This window comes from Streptomyces thermospinosisporus, assembly GCF_039526425.1.
GTDB classification, from domain to species: Bacteria; Actinomycetota; Actinomycetes; order Streptomycetales; family Streptomycetaceae; genus Streptomyces; species Streptomyces thermocarboxydovorans.
Window position 1 is genome coordinate 1 of record NZ_BAAAIZ010000131.1, and the last position, 19701, is coordinate 19701.

The following is a 19701-nucleotide window of genomic DNA, read 5'->3' on the forward strand; positions in this document are numbered from 1 at the left end:
TCGACGTTGGACGCCCTCGTCTCATGTCCGCAGGCGATCCCTTGGACTCATTCATCTAGGCGCGCAGTACGGGGGAGGATAGACGCATGCAGCCACGGAACATGTCCATGAGCGGAGTCGTCGACCTCGCCGCGGTGAAGGCGGCCCAGGAGGCCAAGGCGAAGGCGGAGCAGGCGCGCGCCGAAGCGGCGCGCAAGGGCGGCGGCACCGGTGCCGTCTCTCCGGCCGATCTCGTCATCGACGTCGACGAGGCCGGCTTCGAGCGCGAGGTCCTGCAGCGCTCCACCGAGGTCCCGGTCGTCATCGACTTCTGGGCCGAGTGGTGCGAGCCCTGCAAGCAGCTCAGCCCCGTGCTGGAGCGGCTCGCGGTCGAGTACAACGGGCGCTTCCTCCTCGCCAAGATCGACGTCGACGCCAACCAGATGCTGATGCAGCAGTTCGGGATCCAGGGGATCCCGGCGGTCTTCGCGGTGGTGGCCGGCCAGGCCCTGCCGCTCTTCCAGGGCGCGGCCGGCGAGGCGCAGATCCGCCAGACCCTGGACCAGCTGGTGCAGGTCGCCGAGCAGCGCTTCGGCCTCACCGGGCTGGTCGTCGACCCCGAGGCGGAGCCGGGCGGTGCGGGCAGGACCGCCGAGGCCAGGCCCGCCGGGCCGCACGACGCCCTGCTGGACGCCGCCGTGCAGGCGCTGGACGCGGGCGACCTGCCCGGTGCCATCCAGGCGTACAAGAACGTGCTGGCCGAGGAGCCGGGCAACACGGAGGCCAAACTGGGCCTGGCCCAGGCGGAGTTGCTCCAGCGGGTGCGGGACATGGACCCGCGGCAGGTGCGCCGGGACGCCGCCGAGAAGCCGAACGACGCCGCCGCGCAGATCGCCGCCGCCGACCTGGATCTGGCGGGCGGGCACGTCGAGGACGCCTTCGGCCGGCTCATCGACACCGTCTCGCGCACGAAGGGTGACGACCGGGAGGCCGCCCGGTCGCGGCTGGTGGAGATGTTCGACGTCGTCGGCGCCGAGGATCCGCGCGTGGTCGCCGCGCGCAGAGCCTTGGCCCGCGCCCTGTTCTAAGGCGCGCGCGACCGTCTGAGCGGGGCGCGCGGCTGGTTCACGCCCGCCCCGTCGGGTACCGGAACCCTGGTGCCCGAGTGAAAGATTGGTCGAGAAGAGGTCACTGCGGCCGCGCTTTGCCAAATCTTGGTAATCGCGGCCGCTGTTACTGCGAGTAAACCGCAGCCGTTGATCTGTCGGGTTCTGTCCAGCGATCAATGGTTTTGCACACCACCTCCGGGACACCCTGCGTTGCCGACCGAGACCCCTGCGTCGTGTCGTGGTTATCGGGCCGTTACTAGCCAGTAACGACCCCCCTTGTGCGGGCGGCGAGAATGCACCACGATCGGCGACGCTCGGTCCATTCCCGCGCCCGACAGCCGGTCGGGTCACGGGACTTCCTGGGTCCCCACCGAGCAGAGCCGGCGGCAGTGGTGCCGGCTCTTGGACAGGGGGGTCTTCGCCCACTCGGCGAAGCCTGTCCGGCAGGGTTGTGCGTGATGCGTGTCAGGCGCGACCAGTGGTTGTCGCTCGGGGGTGAACGCCGGTGACTCGGGCGCTTTGTGCGCCGCCGGGTGCAGGCGCTCTCCTTCCCGAGGACGTAGCACTTCTCCCATCCCTGCCCGGCTGAGCCGTCGTCCAAGGCGGCGGGTCGGAGCAGGAGATGTACGTCCGAGAAGGAGGAAATATGGAGTCCCAGGTGCGTGGCGGGACCAGATGGAAGCGGTTCGCTGTGGTCATGGTGCCCAGCGTCGCCGCCACGGCAGCGATAGGTGTCGCCCTCGCGCAGGGTGCTCTCGCCGCCTCGTTCAGCGTCTCCGGCCAGTCGTTCAAGGTGACGGCTGAGCGGCTCGACGGTACGGGCTTCTCCCAGTACGGGGCGATCGACTCGGGTTACACGCTCAAGGGCGAGAAGACGGCTCACCCCGTCGCCGTCTCGGCGTTCAAGTCCGCGAAGATCCGGAACATGTGCCAGTCCGTGGTCACCCCGGACGTGCCGTTCTTCGGCAATGTCAGCCTCACGCTGAAGGCCGGTGCCGACAAGCCGGTCGAGGCCGAGAACCTCTACATCGACGTCGAGGACCTCGAGGCCAACGCCACCTTCAACAACATCGACATCGGTGTTGCGGCCAAGGACGCCAACAAGGGTCCCGGCATGAAGGGCGGCAAGGAGCAGGCCAACCCGTACGGGTTCGCTCAGCAGGCCGAGTCGGCCACGCTGACCGACGTGAAGCAGACGGCGTGGGCCACCACCGCCGGAACCTTCAAGCTGAGCGGCCTGAAGATGTCGCTCTCGAAGGGTGTCAAGGAGTGCTACTGAGCACTCTGTGACGGGCGGGGGAGCCACCGGCGCCCCCGCCCGTCCACCTTCCGGCCCCGTCTTCACGTGCGGGGCACATCACCACCACAGCAACGCCGTACCAGGGAGCTGTTTTCCATGAGCGCCGAGACTCCTGCCGCATCCGGCCAGTTCACTCTCCGGAGGCTGCAGTTCCGCGCCTGGCGGGGCGCGCGGCCGTTCTGGGCCGGCCTGTTCGTCATGCTCGGCGGATTCCCCATCGCCTACTTCCCGTACGCGAACCTCCAGATCGGACATCTGACGCTGGCCATGGCGACCACGGCGGGCGCCGGGTCCCTGATCATCGGCGTGCTGCTCGTCGTCCTCGGCGTCAGCCTCTGGTTCCAGAAGCACGTACGGGTCTTCGCGGGTGTCGCCGCGATCCTGCTGGCGCTGGTGTCCATTCCCGTCTCCAACCTCGGCGGCTTCCTCATCGGCTTCCTCTTCGCCCTCGTGGGCGGGGCGATGGCCGTGTCGTGGGCGCCGGGCACACCGCCCGAGGACAAGCCCGCGGCCGCCGCGGGGAACCAGGGCGGCGCCCCTCAGGGCGCGGACAGCGACACCACGCTGCTGAAGTCCGTCGACGACACCACGGTGGGCGAGCCGAACGATCTGTCAGGAACGAGCCCGGCGAACGGGGCGAACGGGAGGCACAGTGCCGGCTGACGAGGTGACCCACGGGGCTGATGCGGAGGCGTCCCGTGTGAGAACCGGGCCGCGCCACGCGGCTCCCAAGAAGCCGCTGTTCACCAGGTTCCAGATGCCGGCGGGCAAGGCGATAGCCCTCGCGGCGATGCCGACCGCGGTCCTGATGGGCATGGGGTTCACTCCCACGCTCGCCCAGGCCAAGGACGAGCCGGGCTCGTCGAACAGCCTGACCGCGGACGAGTACAAGGACTGCGTGACGGCGATCGAGGCCGCGGAGGACGCCAAGGACGCCAAGGACGCCAAGGACAAGGACAAGGAGAAGGACGACGCCTCCGCGTCGCCCGCGCCGTCCCCCTCGGCGAGCGGCGGTGCCGAGGAGAAGCCGGATGCGCAGCAGGCCCCGGAGGCCGGTGCGCGGGAGCAGGCGGGCAAGGGCACGTCCTCTTCGCCGGATTCAGATTCCGACGACAAGGCCGAGCCCGCACCGTCCGCCTCCGCCTCCGAGCAGCCCGCGCCGTCCCCCTCGGAGACCGACAAGAACCTCCTGGAGAAGATCGGCGACGGGATCAAGGACGTCCTCACGCCCGGCGACGCCGCCGAGGCGGAGGAGGGCGAGAGCCCCGCCCCGTCGCCCTCGGAGACCGGGAAGGCCGCCGAGGCGGCCGGGGACGCCGCGGAGGCCGGAGACAAGGCCGAGGAGACCGCCGAGAAGGCCGCGGGTGCCGCGAAGGAGGCCGCCGAGGACGCCGCCGGCACGGCGGGCGAGGCGGCCAAGGGCGCGGGCGAAGCGGTCGAGGGAGCGGCCGAGAAGGCCGAGAAGGCCGCCGAGGCCGCCCCGGAGGTGTCGGCCTCGCCGAGCCCGTCGGAGAGCGCCACGGTCGACCCGGAGGACTGCCCGGTCGCCACCGACGCCGAGGGCGGCATCGACAACACCGTCCCGCTGCCCGACGACCCCTGGTTCCTGGACGCCAGCTCGCTGCTGCTGAAGGGCGCCGACTACAAGGGCATCGTGAAGGTGAAGACGGCCAACGGCACCACCAAGAAGGTGCTGAAGTACGTCGTCTCGGACGGCACCGACATCGGCGACCTGCACCAGACCGTCAAGGACCCGCAGTCCGGCAAGACGTACCACGTGCAGGCCGCGAAGGGCTCGACGTCCACCATCCGCAACGGCGACACCGTGATGTACACGGAGCGCATATCCGGCAACCTGCTCGGGCTGATACCCGTCACGTTCGACCCGGAGCACCCGCCGCCGCTGAACATCCCGCTGATCTACTTCACCAATGTGAAGGTGCAGCAGGCCGGCCAGTTCGGCGGCACCCTGCACGTGCCCGGGCTGCACCAGTTCGTCACGGACTGAGCCCGCGTCAAGACCACTTCGGGAGCCGCTCACACCGAGGGCGCCCCCTGATCCTCAGGGGGCGCCCTCGGCGTCTTCGCTGAACGTGCGTCAGACGGTCCCGTCAGCCGGTCTCGTCAGCCGACCGGAGACCGTCAGCTGGTCGGGCCGCCCAGGTGGTGGACCCGGACCATGTTGGTGGTGCCCGGGACGCCGGGCGGGGAGCCGGCGGTGATCACCACGATGTCGCCCTCGTTGAACCGGCTGAGCCGGACCAGCTCCTGCTCGACCAGGTCGACCATCTCGTCGGTGCTGTTGACGAACGGCACCACGTGCGGCTCCACGCCCCAGCTGAGCGTCAGCTGGTTGCGGGTGCTCTCGTCCGTGGTGAACGCCAGGATCGGCTGCTCGGCGCGGTAACGGCACAGCCGCCGCGCGGTGTCACCCGACTGGGTGAAGGCCACCAGGCCCTTGCCGCCGAGGAAGTCGGCGATCTCGCACGCCGCGCGGGCCACCGAACCGCCCTGCGTGCGCGGCTTCTTGCCCGGCACCAGCGGCTGCAGGCCCTTGGACAGCAGCTCCTGCTCGGCCGCCTGGACGATCTTCGACATCGTCCGGACCGTCTCGATCGGGTAGGCGCCGACCGAGGACTCCGCCGACAGCATCACCGCGTCCGCGCCGTCCAGGATCGCGTTGGCCACGTCGGAGGCCTCGGCGCGGGTCGGCCGGGAGTTGGTGATCATCGACTCCATCATCTGGGTCGCCACGATCACCGGCTTGGCGTTGCGGCGGCACAGCTCGATCAGGCGCTTCTGCACCATGGGGACCTTCTCGAGCGGGTACTCGACGGCCAGGTCGCCGCGGGCGACCATCACGCCGTCGAACGCCATCACGACGTCCTCCATGTTCTCCACCGCCTGCGGCTTCTCCACCTTGGCGATGACCGGGACCCGGCGGCCCTCCTCGTCCATCACCCGGTGGACGTCGGCGATGTCCTTGGCGTCCCGCACGAAGGACAGCGCGACCAGGTCGCAGCCCATCCGCAGGGCGAACCGCAGGTCCTCGACGTCCTTCTCGCTCAGCGCGGGCACGTTCACGGCCGCGCCGGGCAGGTTGATGCCCTTGTGGTCGGAGATGACGCCGCCCTCGATGACGATCGTCTTCACCCGCGGGCCCTCGACGTCCAGCACCTTCAGCTCGACGTTGCCGTCGTTGATCAGGATCTGGTCGCCGCGGGAGACGTCGCCCGGCAGCCCCTTGTAGGTCGTCCCGCAGATCGTCTTGTCGCCCGGCACGTCCTCGGTGGTGATGGTGAACTCGTCACCCCGTACCAGTTCGACGGGACCCTCGGCGAAGGTCTCGAGGCGGATCTTGGGGCCCTGGAGGTCGGCGAGGACACCGATGGCCTTGCCGGTCTCCTTGGACGCGGCACGGACCCGGTCGTAGCGGGCCTGGTGCTCGGCGTGGCTGCCATGGCTGAAGTTGAAGCGGGCCACGTTCATGCCGGCTTCGATCATGGCGACGAGTTGCTCGTGGGAGTCGACCGCGGGGCCGAGAGTACAGACGATTTTCGAACGGCGCATGGGGCGATCCTATCGGTTTGTTTCGCAGCGGAATATTCCGTCTGGCGGAATATACAAATGAGATTCCCGACGCTCACTTGTTCTCAGTCGTTGTTTCCGACCAGTGCGTATGTCTGAGTGGCGATCTCCATTTCCTCGTCCGTCGGAACCACCGCGACCGCGACCCGCGCGCCCTCGGGCGAGATCAGCCGCGGCCCCTCGCCGCGTACCGCGTTGCGCTCCGCGTCGACCGCGAGACCCAGAGGCTCCAGCCCCGCCACGGCCGCCGCGCGCACCTCCGCGGAGTTCTCGCCGACCCCGGCGGTGAAGGCCACCGCGTCCACCTGCCCGAGAACGGCGCAATAGGCACCGATGTACTTCTTCAACCGGTGAATGTAGATGTCGAACGCCAGCTTCGCCTGTTCATCACCCTCGTCGATCCTGCGGCGGATCTCCCGCATGTCGTTGTCCCCGCACAGCCCGATCAGACCGCTCTTCTTGTTGAGCAGAGTGTCGATCTCGTCGGCGGACATTCCCCCGACGCGCATCAAATGGAAGATGACGGCCGGGTCCATGTCTCCGGAGCGCGTACCCATCACCAGCCCCTCCAAGGGGGTCAGCCCCATCGAGGTGTCCACGCACCGGCCGGCCCGCACCGCCGAGGCCGAGGCCCCGTTGCCCAGGTGCAGCACGATCACGTTCACCTCCTCGGGCGCCCGGCCCAGCAGCCGTGCCGTCTCCCGCGAGACATACGCGTGCGAGGTGCCGTGGAAGCCGTAGCGGCGGATGCGGTGCGCGTCGGCGGTCGCCACGTCGATCGCGTAGCGGGCGGCCGACTCCGGCATCGTGGTGTGGAAGGCGGTGTCGAACACCGCCACCTGCGGCAGGTCGGGACGCAGCGTCATGGCCGTGCGGATGCCGGTGAGATTGGCCGGGTTGTGCAGCGGCGCCACCGGGATCAGCCGCTCGATCTCGGAGAGCACGGTGTCGTCGATGACGGTCGGCTCGGTGAAGTACTTGCCGCCGTGCACCACCCGGTGGCCGATCGCGGCGAGCTCGGGGGAGTCCAGACCCAGGCCGTCCGCCGCCAGCTCCTCGGCCATCGCCTTCAGCGCCGCGTCGTGGTCGGCGATCGGCCCGGTACGCTCCCGGCCGTCCCCGGCCGCCGCCGAGGTGTGCCTCACCCGGGAGGTCTGCTCCCCGATCCGCTCCACAAGACCCGTGGCCAGCCGGCTGCTGTCACGCATGTCGAGCAGCTGGTACTTCACCGACGAGGAGCCGGAGTTGAGGACGAGGACACGCGTGGCAGTCACTGAGCGGCAGCCTTCCCGGTCGTGGCGTCGTTCTGGGCCTGGATGGCGGTGATGGCGACGGTGTTGACGATGTCCTGCACCAGGGCGCCCCGGGACAGGTCGTTGACCGGCTTGCGCAGACCCTGCAGCACCGGTCCCACGGCGATCGCGCCGGCCGAGCGCTGCACCGCCTTGTAGGTGTTGTTGCCGGTGTTCAGGTCGGGGAAGATCAGCACGGTCGCCTGGCCGGCCACCTCCGAGTCCGGCAGCTTGGTCGCGGCGACCGAGGGCTCCACCGCCGCGTCGTACTGGATCGGCCCCTCGATCTTCAGATCGGGCCGGCGGGCGCGCACCAGCTCGGTCGCCCGCCGCACCTTGTCCACGTCGGCGCCGGTGCCGGAGGTGCCGGTGGAGTACGACAGCATCGCGATCCGCGGCTCCACCCCGAACCGGGCGGCGGTCCCCGCCGACTGCACGGCGATGTCGGCGAGCTGCTCGGCGTCCGGGTCCGGGTTGACCGCGCAGTCGCCGTAGACCAGCACCTTGTCGGCCAGGCACATGAAGAACACCGAGGAGACGATGGCGGCGTCCGGCTTGGTCTTGATGATCTCGAAGGCGGGCCGGATCGTCGCGGCCGTGGAGTGCACGGAACCGGAGACCATGCCGTCCGCGAGGCCCTCCTCCACCATCAGCGTGCCGAAGTAGTTCACGTCGGAGACGACGTCGTAGGCCAGCTCCACGGTGACGCCCTTGTGCGCCCGCAGGGCGGCGTACTTCTCGGCGAAGCCCTCCCGCAGCTCGGAGACGGACGGGTCGATGATCTGGCTGTCGCCGAGGTCGATGCCCAGGTCGGCGGCCTTCTTGCGGATCTGCTCCACCGGCCCGAGCAGCGTCAGCTCGCACACGCCCCGGCGCTGCAGCACCTCCGCCGCGTGCAGCACCCGCTCCTCGGTGCCCTCCGGGAGCACCACGCGCCTGAGGTCGGAGCGGGCCTGCTCGAGCAGCTTGTGCTCGAACATCATCGGGGTGACCCGGTCGCTGCTGGGCGCGGAGACCCGCCGGGTCAGCTCGGCGGTGTCCACGTACCGCTCGAACAGGCCGAGCGCGGTCTCGGTCTTGCGCGGGGTGGCCGCGTTCAACTTGCCCTCCAGGGAGAACAGTTGCTCCGCGGTGGGGAAGCTGGTGCCGGACACCGACAGCACCGGGGTGCCGGGGGCGAGGCGGGCGGCCAGGGTGAGGATGTCCTCGCCGGGCACCTCGCCCAGGGTGAGCAGTACCCCCGCGATCGGCGGGGTGCCGGCGCTGTGCGCGGCGAGCGCCCCCACCACCAGATCGGCGCGGTCGCCCGGGGTCACCACCAGGCAGCCCGGCGTCAGCGCGGCGAGGAAGTTGGGCAGCATGGCGCCGCCGAAGACGAAGTCCAGGGCGTCCCGGGCGAGCCCGGAGTCGTCGCCGAGCACCACCTTGGCGCCCAGCGCGCTCGCCACCTGCGAGACCGTGGGCGCGGACAGGGCCGGCTCGTCCGGCAGCACCCAGCAGGGCACCGGCAGCCGGGTGGCGAGCCGCTCGGCGATCTCCTCCCGGTCCTCGCGGCCGACCCGGTTGACCACCATGGCGAGCACGTCGCAGCCGAGGGTGTCGTAGGCGCGGTAGGCGTTGCGGGTCTCGGCGCGCACCGACTCGGCGGTCTGCTTGCGGCCGCCCACCACCGGGATCACCGAGGCACCGAACTCGTTGGCGAGCCGGGCGTTCAGCGACAGCTCGTCCGGGAACTGGGTGTCGGCGTAGTCGGTGCCGAGGACCAGCACCACGTCGTAGTCCCGGGCGACCAGGTGGAAGCGGTCGACGAGGGTGGAGACCAGCTCGTCCGTGCCCCGCTCGGCCTGGAGCGTGGAGGCCTCCTGGTAGTCCATGCCGTAGACGGTCGCCGGGTCCTGGGAGAGGCGGTAGCGGGCGCGCAGCAGCTCGAAGAGGCGGTCCGGCCCGTCGTGCACCAGGGGGCGGAAGACGCCCACCCGGTCGACCTGCCGGGTCAGCAGTTCCATGACTCCCAGCTCGACCACCTGGCGGCCGTCGCCGCGGTCGATGCCGGTCACGTACACGCTGCGGGTCACGCGCGCTCTCCGTTTCGTCTGTTTCGTCGGTGTTTTGGTGTCGGTCGGGGTCTGTCGGGGCTCATCGGGGGTGGTGATCGTCGTCGGGGGCCGGGTGTGCCGTCGTCGGGGGGTGTGATGCGTTGTCGCAGGGGTTCGAGTGCGCCGGGACCGCGTTGTCATACCGGCGTCTGCAAGATCACCCGTGGAGGTGAGCAGAACCCTCTTGACAATACCTCCGGCGCTCGTTAGGGCGCCCACTGGTCCGGCGTCGGCGCCGCCGTGGGGGACGTGAAACAATCGGCATTGGCTCACCGGTATCAACAGCGACCAGGAGACACAGCACGATGCGCATCGGAGTTCTCACCGCAGGCGGCGACTGCCCCGGCCTGAACGCAGTGATCCGGTCGGTCGTGCACCGCGCGGTCGACAACTACGGGGACGAGGTCATCGGCTTCGAGGACGGCTACTCCGGCCTGCTCGACGGCCGCTACCGGCCCCTCGACCTCAACGCGGTCAGCGGAATCCTGGCCCGCGGCGGCACCATCCTCGGCTCCTCCCGGCTCGAGCGGGACCGGCTGCGCGAGGCGTGCGCGAACGCCTCCGACATGATCCGCGACTTCGGTATCGACGCGCTCATCCCGATCGGCGGTGAGGGCACGCTCACCGCGGCCCGCATGCTGTCCGACGCGGGCCTGCCGGTGGTCGGCGTGCCCAAGACCATCGACAACGACATCTCCTCCACCGACCGCACCTTCGGCTTCGACACCGCCGTCGGCGTCGCCACCGAGGCGATGGACCGGCTGAAGACCACCGCCGAGTCCCACCAGCGGGTGATGGTCGTCGAGGTCATGGGCCGGCACGCCGGCTGGATCGCCCTGGAGTCCGGCATGGCCGCAGGCGCCCACGGCATCTGCCTGCCCGAGCGCCCCTTCGACCCGGCCGACCTGGTCAAGATGGTCGAGGCCCGCTTCGCCCGCGGCAAGAAGTTCGCCGTCATCTGCGTCGCCGAGGGCGCGCACCCGGCCGAGGGCACCATGGACTACGGCAAGGGCGAGATCGACCAGTTCGGCCATGAGCGCTTCCGGGGCATCGGCACCGCCCTCGCCCTCGAGCTGGAGCGGCGCCTGGGCAAGGAGGCCAAGCCGGTCATCCTCGGCCATGTGCAGCGCGGCGGCGTGCCGACCGCGTACGACAGGGTGCTCGCCACCCGCTTCGGCTGGCACGCGGTGGAGGCCGCGCACCGGGGCGAGTTCGGGAAGATGACCGCGCTGCGCGGCACGGACATCGTGATGGTCCCGCTGGCGGAGGCGGTCACGGAGCTGAAGACGGTGCCGAAGTACCGCATGGACGAGGCCGAGTCGGTCTTCTAGTCCGCCTTCCCGCCTGTGCCGGTCGCCTGCCGGGAGGCCCCTACCGGGAGCCGGAGTACTCCTCCACCGCCGCCCAGAAGTGGTCGACGACGCGTTCGAGGAACCTCCGGCCGTCGTCCCCCGCATCACCGCTGCCGCCGCCCCAGCTGAGGGTGGCGGCCATGTGCCCCTGGTAGTCCTGGTGCAGCCGCTGCAGCGCCCGCTCCAGCACCCGCCGGTCCAGCGGGGCCAGCTTGCCGACCGGCCGGACGTACCCCTGCCAGCGCGTCGTCGCGGCACTGCGCAGCAGCTCCGCCAGCCGGTCCTCGCGCCCGGAGACCGTGATCAGGTCGGCCAGGGACAGGGCGAGCAGTCCGGCCAGCACGGCGGTCTGCCGGTCGGAGCCGCGCCACTGCCCGGACTCTTCCATCCGCAGATACGTGTGGAGTTCGAGCCCTACCGTGCGGGCGACGTCCTCGGCCGCCAGACCGCGGGCGATGCGGTGCTCGCGCAAGGTGCTCGGGCGGCCGATGAGTTCACCGGGGTTGCACCACAACGCCCCCGCCAGCGCGGAGAGTTCGGGACCTGAGGGGGCGGCGGTGCCGCGCTCCCAGGCGACCACCAGGTGCGGTGTCACATACGGCAGCCCGTAGGAGACGCGCAGGGTCTGCGCCACATGGTCCGGGCCCATGCCGAGGGCGGCCCGCAGCCGGCGGGCGGCGGGCGCGTTGAACGGAGGAGGCGGGGGATCGTTCGGTCGGGAGGTGGCTCGGTGCACGGCCGACAAGCTAGAGAAACCGCCATGCGGGTGACTACGGTCAGTTCGGCCAACGTTACGGATTGTAGGAACCTACGGCTACCGGCGGGTACCCGCGGCCCCGACGCCCCGCACCCGGTCATCCCTTCACCGCGCCACCCAGCGCGAAACCCCCGCCGAGCCGTCGTGCGATCAGCACATACAGCAGGATCACCGGCGTCGAGTAGACGATCGAGAACGCCGCCAGCTGCCCGTAGGCGACCATGCCCCGGTTGCCGAAGAAGTCGTTGATGCTCACCGAGGCGGGCATCAGATCCGGACTCAGCAGCAGCATGAAGGGCACGAAGAAGTTGCCCCACATCATCACGAAGGAGAACACGGTCACCACCGCCACGCCCGGCCCCATCAGCGGCAGCACGATCCGCACCAGCGACTGCAGCGTGGACGCCCCGTCCGTCCAGGCCGCCTCCTCCAGCTCCTTGGGCACGCCGTCCATGAAGTTCTTCATCAGCCAGATCGCGAACGGCAGCTGAGAGGCGGCGAAGAAGAAGATCGTCCCCTGCCGGGTGTCGATCAGGTCGACCTGCACGAACAGCGCGTACACCGGGACCATGATCGCGGTGATCGGCAGGCTGGTCGCGAAGAGGATGGTCAGCAGGAACGGCCGGTTCAGCCGGGAACGGAACCGGGAGAGCGGATACGCCGCGAGCGCCGCGCACACCACGGTCAGCGCGGTCGCGCCGCCGCACAGGACCAGGCTGTTCAGCAGCGGCGTGAAGGTGATCTCGTCGGTGAGGATGGCGTCGAAGTGCTCCAGGGTGAGCCCGTCCGGTGCCTTCACCCGCAGACCGGCGTGCGGATCGAGCGCCGACAGCACCACCCAGGCCAGCGGCAGCACGAACGCGAGGGCCACCACCAGCAGGCCCGCGTCGGCGGCGAGCCGGCGCGCGGCGCGGCGGGAGGCGAGCGGGCGGGCGCGGTGGGAGGCGAGCGGGCGGGCGCGGTGGGGGAGGGGCAGGGACACGACGGATCAGACCTCCGTCCGCAGCAGACGCATGTACACGGCCGAGAACAGCGCGCCGACCAGCAGAAGCAGCAGGGCCACGGCCGTGCCGTACCCGATCAGGCTGTTCTGGAAGGCCTGTTCGTACATGAACAGCGGCAGCGTCTGGCTCCGGCCGCCCGGCCCGCCCCGGGTCATCACCCAGATCAGCCCGAACACCGACAGCGTCTGCAGGGTGTTGAGCATCAGGGTGGTGCCGATGGAGCGGCGGATCATCGGCAGCGTGATGTGCCACATCCGGCGCCAGCCGCCGGCGCCGTCCACCTCGGCCGCCTCGGTGATCTCCCTCGGGATCTCGCTCAGCGCGGCCGAGTACACCAGCATCGAGAAGGCGGTGCCGCGCCAGACATTGGCGAAGGACACGGCGAGGATCGGCAGCGTGAACAGCCAGTTCTGGGTGGGGAGATGGAGCCAGTCCAGGACGGCGTTGAGCGTGCCCTCCCGGCGGAAGAAGGCGTAGAGCAGGAAGCCCGCCACCACCTCCGGCAGCACCCAGGCGGTGACAACGATGCCACCGGTCAGGGTGCGCACCGGCTTCGACGCCCGCTGCATCAGCGCGGCCAGCGTGAGCCCCAGGGTGTTCTGCCCGATCAGAGCCGACACCACGGTGAACACCAGCGTCAGCCATACGGCGTTGAGGAACTCGTCGTCCGCGAACGCCCGGCGGAAGTTCTCCAGGCCGGTGAACGACTCCTCGGCCTGGCCGGTGAGCTGCAGGTCGGTGAAGGCGATGAACACGCAGTACGCGATCGGCCCCGCCAGGAAGAGCAGCAGCAGGACGAGCGCCGGGGTCAGCGGCAGGAAGCGGGGCAGCAGACCGCGCAGTCCGCTGCGGGCGGAGGCGGGCGCGGGCGAGGGTGCGGGCGGGCCCGGAGGGATCTTGGCGAGTTCCGGGCCCGTGTGCGGTGCGGCGGCGGTCATGGGCTCGTTCCGTTGCTGCCTCTCGTCCTACTTCTCGACGACCTGGTTGTCGGTGGCGTCCTTCAGGGCCTCGTCGTAGCCGCGGGCGGCCTCCCGGACCGACATGTCACCCGTGGTCACGCCCTCCATCGCCTCCTGGATGGCGGTGGACACCTTCGGATACGCCGGATAGGCGGGCCGGTAGTGGGTGCTCGACACCAGGTCGGTGAAGAACTTGATGCCGGGCTGCGCCTTGACGTACTCGGGGTCGCTCGCCACGTCCCCCCGCACCGCGATGCCGGAGTTGGCGATGTACCACTTCTGGGCGTTGGCCTTGGTCTGCATGGTCCTGATGAACTCGAAGGCCAGATCGGGGTTGGCGGCCTTGGCGGGGATCGACCAGGCCCAGCCGCCGGACATGCTCACCTTGCCGGGGGCCTGCCCGTTCTGGGTCGGCATCGCGGCGAGCCCCAGCTCCTCCGACCACTCGGGCCACTCGTGCCCGCTGCCCTCCAGCCAGTCCTGCGGCAGCCAGGAGCCGTCCAGCGCGATGCCGAGCTTGCCCTGCGGCAGCCACTCGCCGCGCACCCGGGTGCCGACGTTCGGGTCGAGCGCGTCGGAGACCTCCGGCCCCAGCTTCTCCTTGTAGACCGTCTCGACGAAGGCGAGGGAGTCCTCGAAGCCCTTCCCGGCGGTGATCCACTTCTTGCGGCTCTTGTCGTACAGCGGGTCCGAGGTGCCGTCGTTGGTGCCGTAGAGCAGCATCTCGAAGGTCTGCATGGTGGCGGCCTCGCCGACCGGCTTGCCGGTGTACACGTTCAGCGGGATGACGTCCGGCACCTTCTTCTTGATGGTGCGGGCGGCGTCCAGGACGTCCTCCCAGGTCTTCGGCTGCCAGTGATCGGGCAGGCCGGCCTTGGCGAAGATGTCCTTGCTGTACCACAGGCCGCGGGTGTCGGTCCCGTCCGGGACGCCGTAGGTCTTGCCGTCCTCACCGCGGGTGGCGGCCTTGGCGGTGCCGATGAACTGGCCCCAGTCCTTCCACTTCTTCAGGTAGGGGTCCAGCGGCTTCAAGTACCCGCTGGTGATGTCGGAGTTGATGAGGAAGGTGTCCTCGTAGACCAGGTCGGGCGCGGTCTTGGGGGAGCGCAGCATCTGCTGCAGCTTGGTGTAGTACTCCGCGTCCGGGGCCTTGATGGGGACGAGTTCGACCTTCTTGCCGGGGTGCTCCTTCTCGAACTGCTTCTTGATGCCGGCGATGTAGGTGTCCATCACCTTGATGTTGTTGTCCGTGGACTGCTTGAAGGAGACCCTCAGCGTGTCCGGGTCGCTGCCGGAGCCGCCGCCGCAGGCGGTGAGGGTCGCTGCGGCGGCCAGGGTGAGGGCGATGACGTGGGGGAGGGCGGCGGTGGGGCGCACGGGCATGACCTCCTGGGCGCACTTCGTCGTGGCGCGTGGACGGCTGCCCGGCGAACGTAAGTTGAGTGGTCTAGTCAGGTCAATGAGTGTGCGGGGAATCGATCGCGGGCCGGCACCGGACGGGACGTCAGCTCCCGCCGCCGTCCCGGGCCGGGACCGGGAGAGGGGATGTTCGAGTGGCGGAACAGGAGCTCACCGTCGGGCAGTTGCTGCTCGCCGAGTACCAGAGCGTGAAGGACGAGCAGAAGGCGAGGATCGGCTTCCGCGACAACCTGCTCTATGTCACCCTCGCGGTCGTCGCCGCCGTGATCGCCGCCGCGGCCCAGGCGAAGCAGCCCGCGATGCTCGTGGCGCTGCCGCCGGTGTGCGTCGTCCTCGGCTGGACCTACCTCGTCAACGACGAGAAGATCACCGCCATTGGGCTGTATGTGCGCGACGACCTGGGCCCCCGTCTGGCCCGTCTCGCCCCGGGCGCGGGCGACTTCACCACCTTCGGCTGGGAGGCGTCCCACCGCCGCGACCCCCGGCGCCGCTTCCGCAAGACGGTCCAGGTCCTGATCGACCTCACGGCGTTCTGCGCGGTTCCGCTGGCGGCGCTGATCGTCTACTGGGCGGACGGCGCCGCCGGCGGCCTCCTCCTCGCCCTGTCGGTACTGGAGGCACTCGCCGTGGCAGGTCTCGCCTCCCAGGTGGTGTGGTACGCGAGGGCGGCCGAAACCGGAGGCGGCCGGAACCCGGAGTGACCCCCAGCGGCCCGGGCCTCCCGCCGGGCGGGCGTAGCTGCGGGCCGCCACGCCCGCCCCGCTGCAGGCAGTCGTGCCCGCCCCGCCGCGGGCAGCCGGTCCCGCCCACGTAACTGCGGCCATTCGTGCCGCCTGGGGCGGCACGGGTGGGCGCAGCGGCACCCCTTCAGCGGGCGTTAGCGCAAACCCACCCCCGGCCAGCACCCACCCCGGGTGCCTGGACGGCACAGGGAACAGGGCACCGGCGGCGCCCCGGCTCACTTCCCGCGTACCCAGCGGTACACCAGTTCGGGCCGGCCCACCTGGCCGTACTGGGGGTTGCGGCGGGCCCGGCCCGCATCGACCAGGTGCTCCAGGTAGCGGCGGGCGGTGATGCGGGAGATGCCGACCGCTTCGGCGACCCCGGTGGCGGTGAGGCCCTCCTCGGCGCCGCGCAGCGCGCCGGTCACGCGTTCCAGGGTCGGGCCGCTCAGGCCCTTCGGCAGGGCGGCCGGGCCCGGTGCCCGCAGGGCCGCGAGGGCGCGGTCCACCTCGTCCTGGCCGCTGGCCTCGCCGACGGCCGCGTGGAACTCGGCGTAGCGGACCAGGCGGTCGCGGAGGGTGGCGAAGGTGAATGGTTTCAGCACGTACTGGACGACGCCGAGGGACACGCCCTCGCGCACCACCGCGAGGTCGCGGGCCGAGGTCACCGCGATGACGTCGGCGTGATGGCCGGCGGCGCGCAGCGAGCGGGCCAGCTGCAGGCCGTGCACATCGGGCAGGTGCAGGTCGAGCAGGAGCAGGTCGACGGGGGTGCGTTCCAGCATCCGGCGGGCCTCGCCGCCGGTGTGCGCCTTGCCGACGGCGACGAAGCCCGGCACGCGGCCCACGTACATCACATGCGCGTCGGCGGCGACCGGGTCGTCCTCGACGACCAGGACTCTGATGGGCTGCTCGGTCACGGCCCGCCCCCCGCGACCGCGGCCGGGGAGGCCGCCCGCAGCGGCAGGCGCGCCTCGAAGCACGCCCCGCCCTCCGGCGCCGGGCCCACCGTCAGGGTGCCCGAGTGGCGGTTCACCGCCTGGCGGACCAGGGCGAGGCCCAGGCCCCGGCCGCCGGGGCCGGAGGGCTTGGTGGTGAAGCCCCGCTCGAAGACCGCCTCCGCGTGGTCCGGGTCCACGCCCGGCCCGGTGTCGCAGACCCGCAGCACCAGCTCCTCGCCCCGCTCGGTGAGCGCCGTCACCGTCACCCGGGGGCCGACGCCGCCCTGCGCCGCGTCCACCGCGTTGTCGATCAGGTTGCCGAGGATGGTGACCAGGTCACGCGGCGGGAGGGAGTCCGGCAGCAGGCCGTCGTCCAGGCGGCTGTCCTCCGACACCACCAGCTCCACGCCCCGCTCGTTGGCCTGCGCCGTCTTGCCCAGCAGCAGGGCCGCAAGCACCGGCTCGCTCACCGCCGCCACCACCTGGTCGGTGAGCGCCTGCGCCAGCTCCAGCTCGGCGGTCGCGAACCGCACCGCCTCCTCGGACCGCCCCAGCTCGATCAGCGACACCACGGTGTGCAGCCGGTTCGCCGCCTCGTGCGCCTGGGAGCGCAGCGCCTGGGTGAAGCCCCGCTCGGAGTCCAGCTCGCCCATCAGCGACTGCAGCTCGGTCACGTCGCGCAGCGTGACCACCGTGCCGCGGCGCTCCCCGCCCGACACCGGGGAGGTGTTCACCACCAGCACCCGGTCCGCCGTGAGGTGCACCTCGTCCACCCGGGGCTCGGACGCCAGCAGCGCACCCGTCAGCGGGGCCGGCAGGCCCAGGTCCGCCACCGATCTGCCCACCACGTCCACCTCCGGCGCCACGCCCAGCAGCTCCCGGCCGCCGTCGTTGATCAGCGCCACCCTGTACTGCCCGTCCAGCATCAGCAGCCCCTCGCGCACGGCATGGAGCGCCGCCTGATGGTAGTCGTGCATCCGGCTGAGCTCGGTCGCGTTCATGCCGTGGGTGTGCCGGCGCAGCCGCGCGTTGATCACATAGGTGCCGATGGCGCCCAGCCCGAGCGCGCCGGCCGCGACCGCGAGCAGCGCCGTGAGCTGCTCCTGGACCCGCTGGCTGATCTCCTCCACGCGGATGCCCGCGCTGACCAGGCCCACGATCCGGCCGCCGTCCCGGATGGGGGTGACCGCGCGGACGGACGGGCCGAGCGTGCCGGTGTAGGTCTCGGTGAAGGTGCGGCCCTTCAGGGCCGGGGCCGTGTGGCCGATGAAGGGGCGCCCTATCTGCTCCGGGTCCGGGTGGGTCCAGCGGATGCCCCGCGGATCCATGATCGTGACGAAGTCGATGTCGGTGTGCCGCACCACCGCCAGCGCATACGGCTGCAGACCGGCCGAGGGATCGGGGCTGCGGATGGCGTCGCGCACGGACGGCGAGTCGGCCACCGAGCGGGCCACCGCCGTGGCCTGCCGGCCGGCCGCGTCCTCGGCCTGGCCGCGGTGGCTGACGTAGGCGAACAGCGCGTACCCGGCCACGACGACCGCGATGAGCACGGCCTGCACGGCGAACAGCTGGCCCGCGAGGCTGCGGGGCCGGGGGACGGGGATGCGCATGCCGCCAGTCTGCACGGGCCCGGCCCGGTGAACTAAATGAACGGAAGGGTGACCGCACTCACAGGACACGCCATAGTCACGGCAATCCCCTGTTCCCCGGATGATTCCCCGGACGTGAGCCGCACGCCGGTGTCGCCGACGAAGACGTCAAGGAGGGCAGCCGTGGCCGCCAGCACCCCGAGAACGGCCCCCGCAGCCGAACGGGACCGCACGCATTACCTCTACATCGCGGTGATCATCGCGGTCGCACTCGGAATCGCGGTCGGGCTGATCGCACCGGACTTCGCGGTCGAGCTGAAGCCGATCGGCACCGGGTTCGTCAACCTCATCAAGATGATGATCTCGCCGATCATCTTCTGCACCATCGTGCTGGGCATCGGCTCCGTGCGGAAGGCCGCCAAGGTCGGCGCCGTCGGCGGCATCGCGTTGCTCTACTTCCTGGTGATGTCGCTGGTCGCGCTGGCCATCGGCCTGATCGTCGGCAACGTCCTGGAGCCCGGCTCGGGGCTGGCCGTCACCGAGGCGGTGAAGGAGACCGGGCACGCCCAGGTCGACGCGGAGGCCAAGGACACCACCGAGTTCCTGCTCGGCATCATCCCGACCACCCTCGTGTCCGCCTTCACCCAGGGCGAGGTGCTGCAGACCCTGCTGATCGCCCTGCTCTGCGGCTTCGCCCTGCAGGCCATGGGCAAGGCCGGGCAGCCGGTCCTGCGCGGGATCGAGCACATCCAGCGGCTGGTCTTCCGGATCCTCGCCATGATCATGTGGGCGGCCCCGGTCGGCGCCTTCGGCGCCATGGCCGCCGTCACCGGCTCGGCGGGCGTGGACGCGCTGAAGAGCCTCGCGGTGCTGATGCTCGGCTTCTACGTCACCTGTGTGCTGTTCATCTTCCTGGTGCTCGGCGCGCTGCTGCGGATCGTCTCGGGCCTGAACATCTTCACCCTGTTCAAGTACCTGGGCCGGGAGTTCCTGCTGATCCTGTCCACCTCCTCGTCCGAGTCGGCGCTGCCGCGGCTGATCGCGAAGATGGAGCACCTGGGTGTCAGCAAGCCGGTGGTCGGCATCACCGTCCCGACCGGCTACTCCTTCAACCTCGACGGCACCATGATCTACATGACCATGGCCTCGCTGTTCATCGCCGACGCCATGGGCACGCCGATGTCGGTCGGCGAGCAGATCCCGCTGCTGCTGTTCCTGCTGGTCGCCTCCAAGGGCGCGGCGGGCGTCACGGGCGCCGGCCTGGCGACGCTGGCCGGCGGTCTGCAGTCGCACAAGCCGGCCCTGGTGGACGGCATCGGCCTGATCGTCGGCATCGACCGCTTCATGAGCGAGGCCCGCGCCCTGACCAACTTCGCCGGCAACGCGGTCGCCACGGTGCTGGTGGGCACCTGGACCAAGGAGATCGACAAGGAGCGCGTCGGCGAGGTGCTGGCGGGCCGGCTGCCCTTCGACGAGAAGACCCTCCTGGACGACCACGGCTCCGACGCGACCGCGGATGCGGACGGTGCGGATCTGCCGGAGTCCGGCGGCGGTGAGAAGGAGCTGGCGAAGGCCTGAGCCGGCCCTCACCGAC

General features: G+C 70.6%; 16 protein-coding genes. 7 read left to right on the plus strand and 9 right to left on the minus strand.

Going from position 1 to position 19701, the window contains the following annotated elements:
* Nucleotides 1-86 precede the first annotated feature (86 nt).
* From ABD207_RS30945 to ABD207_RS30960, 4 genes are all read left to right on the plus strand, one after another.
* On the plus strand, nucleotides 87-1067 hold the full coding sequence (locus tag ABD207_RS30945; RefSeq protein WP_344016619.1) for a tetratricopeptide repeat protein: 981 nt from the start codon (nucleotides 87-89) through the stop codon (nucleotides 1065-1067).
* Between the two features lie 667 nt (nucleotides 1068-1734).
* Nucleotides 1735-2367, plus strand: coding sequence for a DUF6230 family protein (locus tag ABD207_RS30950; RefSeq protein WP_344016620.1), 633 nt, complete (start codon nucleotides 1735-1737; stop codon nucleotides 2365-2367).
* A 117-nt stretch (nucleotides 2368-2484) separates the two neighbouring features.
* Nucleotides 2485-3051 carry a DUF6114 domain-containing protein gene (locus ABD207_RS30955; protein WP_344016622.1) on the plus strand — a complete coding sequence of 189 codons (567 nt, stop codon included), beginning with the start codon at nucleotides 2485-2487 and terminating at the stop codon, nucleotides 3049-3051.
* Nucleotides 3041-4396, plus strand: coding sequence for a hypothetical protein (locus tag ABD207_RS30960; RefSeq protein WP_344016623.1), 1356 nt, complete (start codon nucleotides 3041-3043; stop codon nucleotides 4394-4396). Before ABD207_RS30955 ends, ABD207_RS30960 begins: the two co-directional genes overlap by 11 nt.
* 134 nt (nucleotides 4397-4530) lie before the next feature.
* On the opposite strand, the gene pyk is transcribed toward ABD207_RS30960, so the two are convergent.
* From pyk to pta, 3 genes are all read right to left on the minus strand, one after another.
* The gene (gene pyk, locus ABD207_RS30965) at nucleotides 4531-5958 is read right to left on the minus strand and encodes a pyruvate kinase (protein WP_344016625.1); all 1428 of its coding nucleotides are present in this window, start codon (nucleotides 5956-5958) and stop codon (nucleotides 4531-4533) included.
* A gap of 83 nt (nucleotides 5959-6041) precedes the next feature.
* Nucleotides 6042-7250, minus strand: a complete 1209-nt coding sequence (locus ABD207_RS30970; RefSeq protein ID WP_344016626.1) for an acetate kinase — start codon at nucleotides 7248-7250, stop codon at nucleotides 6042-6044.
* Nucleotides 7247-9343, minus strand: coding sequence for a phosphate acetyltransferase (gene pta / locus ABD207_RS30975; RefSeq protein WP_344016627.1), 2097 nt, complete (start codon nucleotides 9341-9343; stop codon nucleotides 7247-7249). Before pta ends, ABD207_RS30970 begins: the two co-directional genes overlap by 4 nt.
* Nucleotides 9344-9669: 326 nt before the next feature.
* On the opposite strand from pta, the gene ABD207_RS30980 reads away from it, so the two are divergent.
* The gene (locus tag ABD207_RS30980; protein ID WP_344016629.1) at nucleotides 9670-10695 is read left to right on the plus strand and encodes an ATP-dependent 6-phosphofructokinase; all 1026 of its coding nucleotides are present in this window, start codon (nucleotides 9670-9672) and stop codon (nucleotides 10693-10695) included.
* A 40-nt stretch (nucleotides 10696-10735) separates the two neighbouring features.
* Here the strand turns inward: ABD207_RS30980 and ABD207_RS30985 are convergent, their stop codons facing one another.
* From ABD207_RS30985 to ABD207_RS31000, 4 genes are all read right to left on the minus strand, one after another.
* A complete protein-coding gene (locus tag ABD207_RS30985) occupies nucleotides 10736-11461 on the minus strand; it encodes an XRE family transcriptional regulator (RefSeq protein WP_425580879.1) in 726 nt (241 codons plus the stop codon).
* A gap of 109 nt (nucleotides 11462-11570) precedes the next feature.
* Nucleotides 11571-12455 (minus strand): carbohydrate ABC transporter permease, encoded by an 885-nt coding sequence (locus ABD207_RS30990; protein WP_344016632.1) that lies wholly within the window; start codon nucleotides 12453-12455, stop codon nucleotides 11571-11573.
* A gap of 6 nt (nucleotides 12456-12461) precedes the next feature.
* Nucleotides 12462-13415 carry a carbohydrate ABC transporter permease gene (locus tag ABD207_RS30995; protein ID WP_344016633.1) on the minus strand — a complete coding sequence of 318 codons (954 nt, stop codon included), beginning with the start codon at nucleotides 13413-13415 and terminating at the stop codon, nucleotides 12462-12464.
* 27 nt (nucleotides 13416-13442) lie between these two features.
* The gene (locus ABD207_RS31000) at nucleotides 13443-14819 is read right to left on the minus strand and encodes an extracellular solute-binding protein (RefSeq protein WP_344016634.1); all 1377 of its coding nucleotides are present in this window, start codon (nucleotides 14817-14819) and stop codon (nucleotides 13443-13445) included.
* A gap of 170 nt (nucleotides 14820-14989) precedes the next feature.
* On the opposite strand from ABD207_RS31000, the gene ABD207_RS31005 reads away from it, so the two are divergent.
* Complete coding sequence (locus tag ABD207_RS31005) at nucleotides 14990-15556, plus strand: hypothetical protein (RefSeq protein ID WP_344016635.1); 567 nt, start codon at nucleotides 14990-14992, stop codon at nucleotides 15554-15556.
* A 257-nt stretch (nucleotides 15557-15813) separates the two neighbouring features.
* On the opposite strand, the gene ABD207_RS31010 is transcribed toward ABD207_RS31005, so the two are convergent.
* Nucleotides 15814-16497, minus strand: a complete 684-nt coding sequence (locus tag ABD207_RS31010) for a response regulator (RefSeq protein WP_344016636.1) — start codon at nucleotides 16495-16497, stop codon at nucleotides 15814-15816.
* Nucleotides 16494-18128: a sensor histidine kinase gene (locus ABD207_RS31015; RefSeq protein ID WP_344016637.1), complete on the minus strand. Its 1635-nt coding sequence runs from the start codon at nucleotides 18126-18128 to the stop codon at nucleotides 16494-16496. The genes ABD207_RS31010 and ABD207_RS31015 overlap by 4 nt, the downstream gene beginning before the upstream one ends.
* Nucleotides 18129-18290: 162 nt before the next feature.
* Between ABD207_RS31015 and ABD207_RS31020 the strand changes: the two genes are divergently transcribed.
* Nucleotides 18291-19685: a cation:dicarboxylate symporter family transporter gene (locus ABD207_RS31020; protein ID WP_344016638.1), complete on the plus strand. Its 1395-nt coding sequence runs from the start codon at nucleotides 18291-18293 to the stop codon at nucleotides 19683-19685.
* The last annotated feature ends 16 nt before the right edge of the window (nucleotides 19686-19701 follow it).

What these genes read in the sequence shown, in the direction of transcription:
- ABD207_RS30955 (WP_344016622.1), top strand. Translation starts at nt 2,485, where the DNA reads ATGAGCGCCGAGACTCCTGCCGCATCCGGCCAGTTCACTCTCCGGAGG.
- ABD207_RS30945 (WP_344016619.1), top strand. Translation starts at nt 87, where the DNA reads ATGCAGCCACGGAACATGTCCATGAGCGGAGTCGTCGACCTCGCCGCG.
- ABD207_RS30950 (WP_344016620.1), top strand. Translation starts at nt 1,735, where the DNA reads ATGGAGTCCCAGGTGCGTGGCGGGACCAGATGGAAGCGGTTCGCTGTG.
- ABD207_RS31015 (WP_344016637.1), bottom strand. Translation starts at nt 18,128, where the DNA reads ATGCGCATCCCCGTCCCCCGGCCCCGCAGCCTCGCGGGCCAGCTGTTC.
- ABD207_RS30980 (WP_344016629.1), top strand. Translation starts at nt 9,670, where the DNA reads ATGCGCATCGGAGTTCTCACCGCAGGCGGCGACTGCCCCGGCCTGAAC.
- ABD207_RS30995 (WP_344016633.1), bottom strand. Translation starts at nt 13,415, where the DNA reads ATGACCGCCGCCGCACCGCACACGGGCCCGGAACTCGCCAAGATCCCT.
- pyk (WP_344016625.1), bottom strand. Translation starts at nt 5,958, where the DNA reads ATGCGCCGTTCGAAAATCGTCTGTACTCTCGGCCCCGCGGTCGACTCC.
- ABD207_RS31000 (WP_344016634.1), bottom strand. Translation starts at nt 14,819, where the DNA reads ATGCCCGTGCGCCCCACCGCCGCCCTCCCCCACGTCATCGCCCTCACC.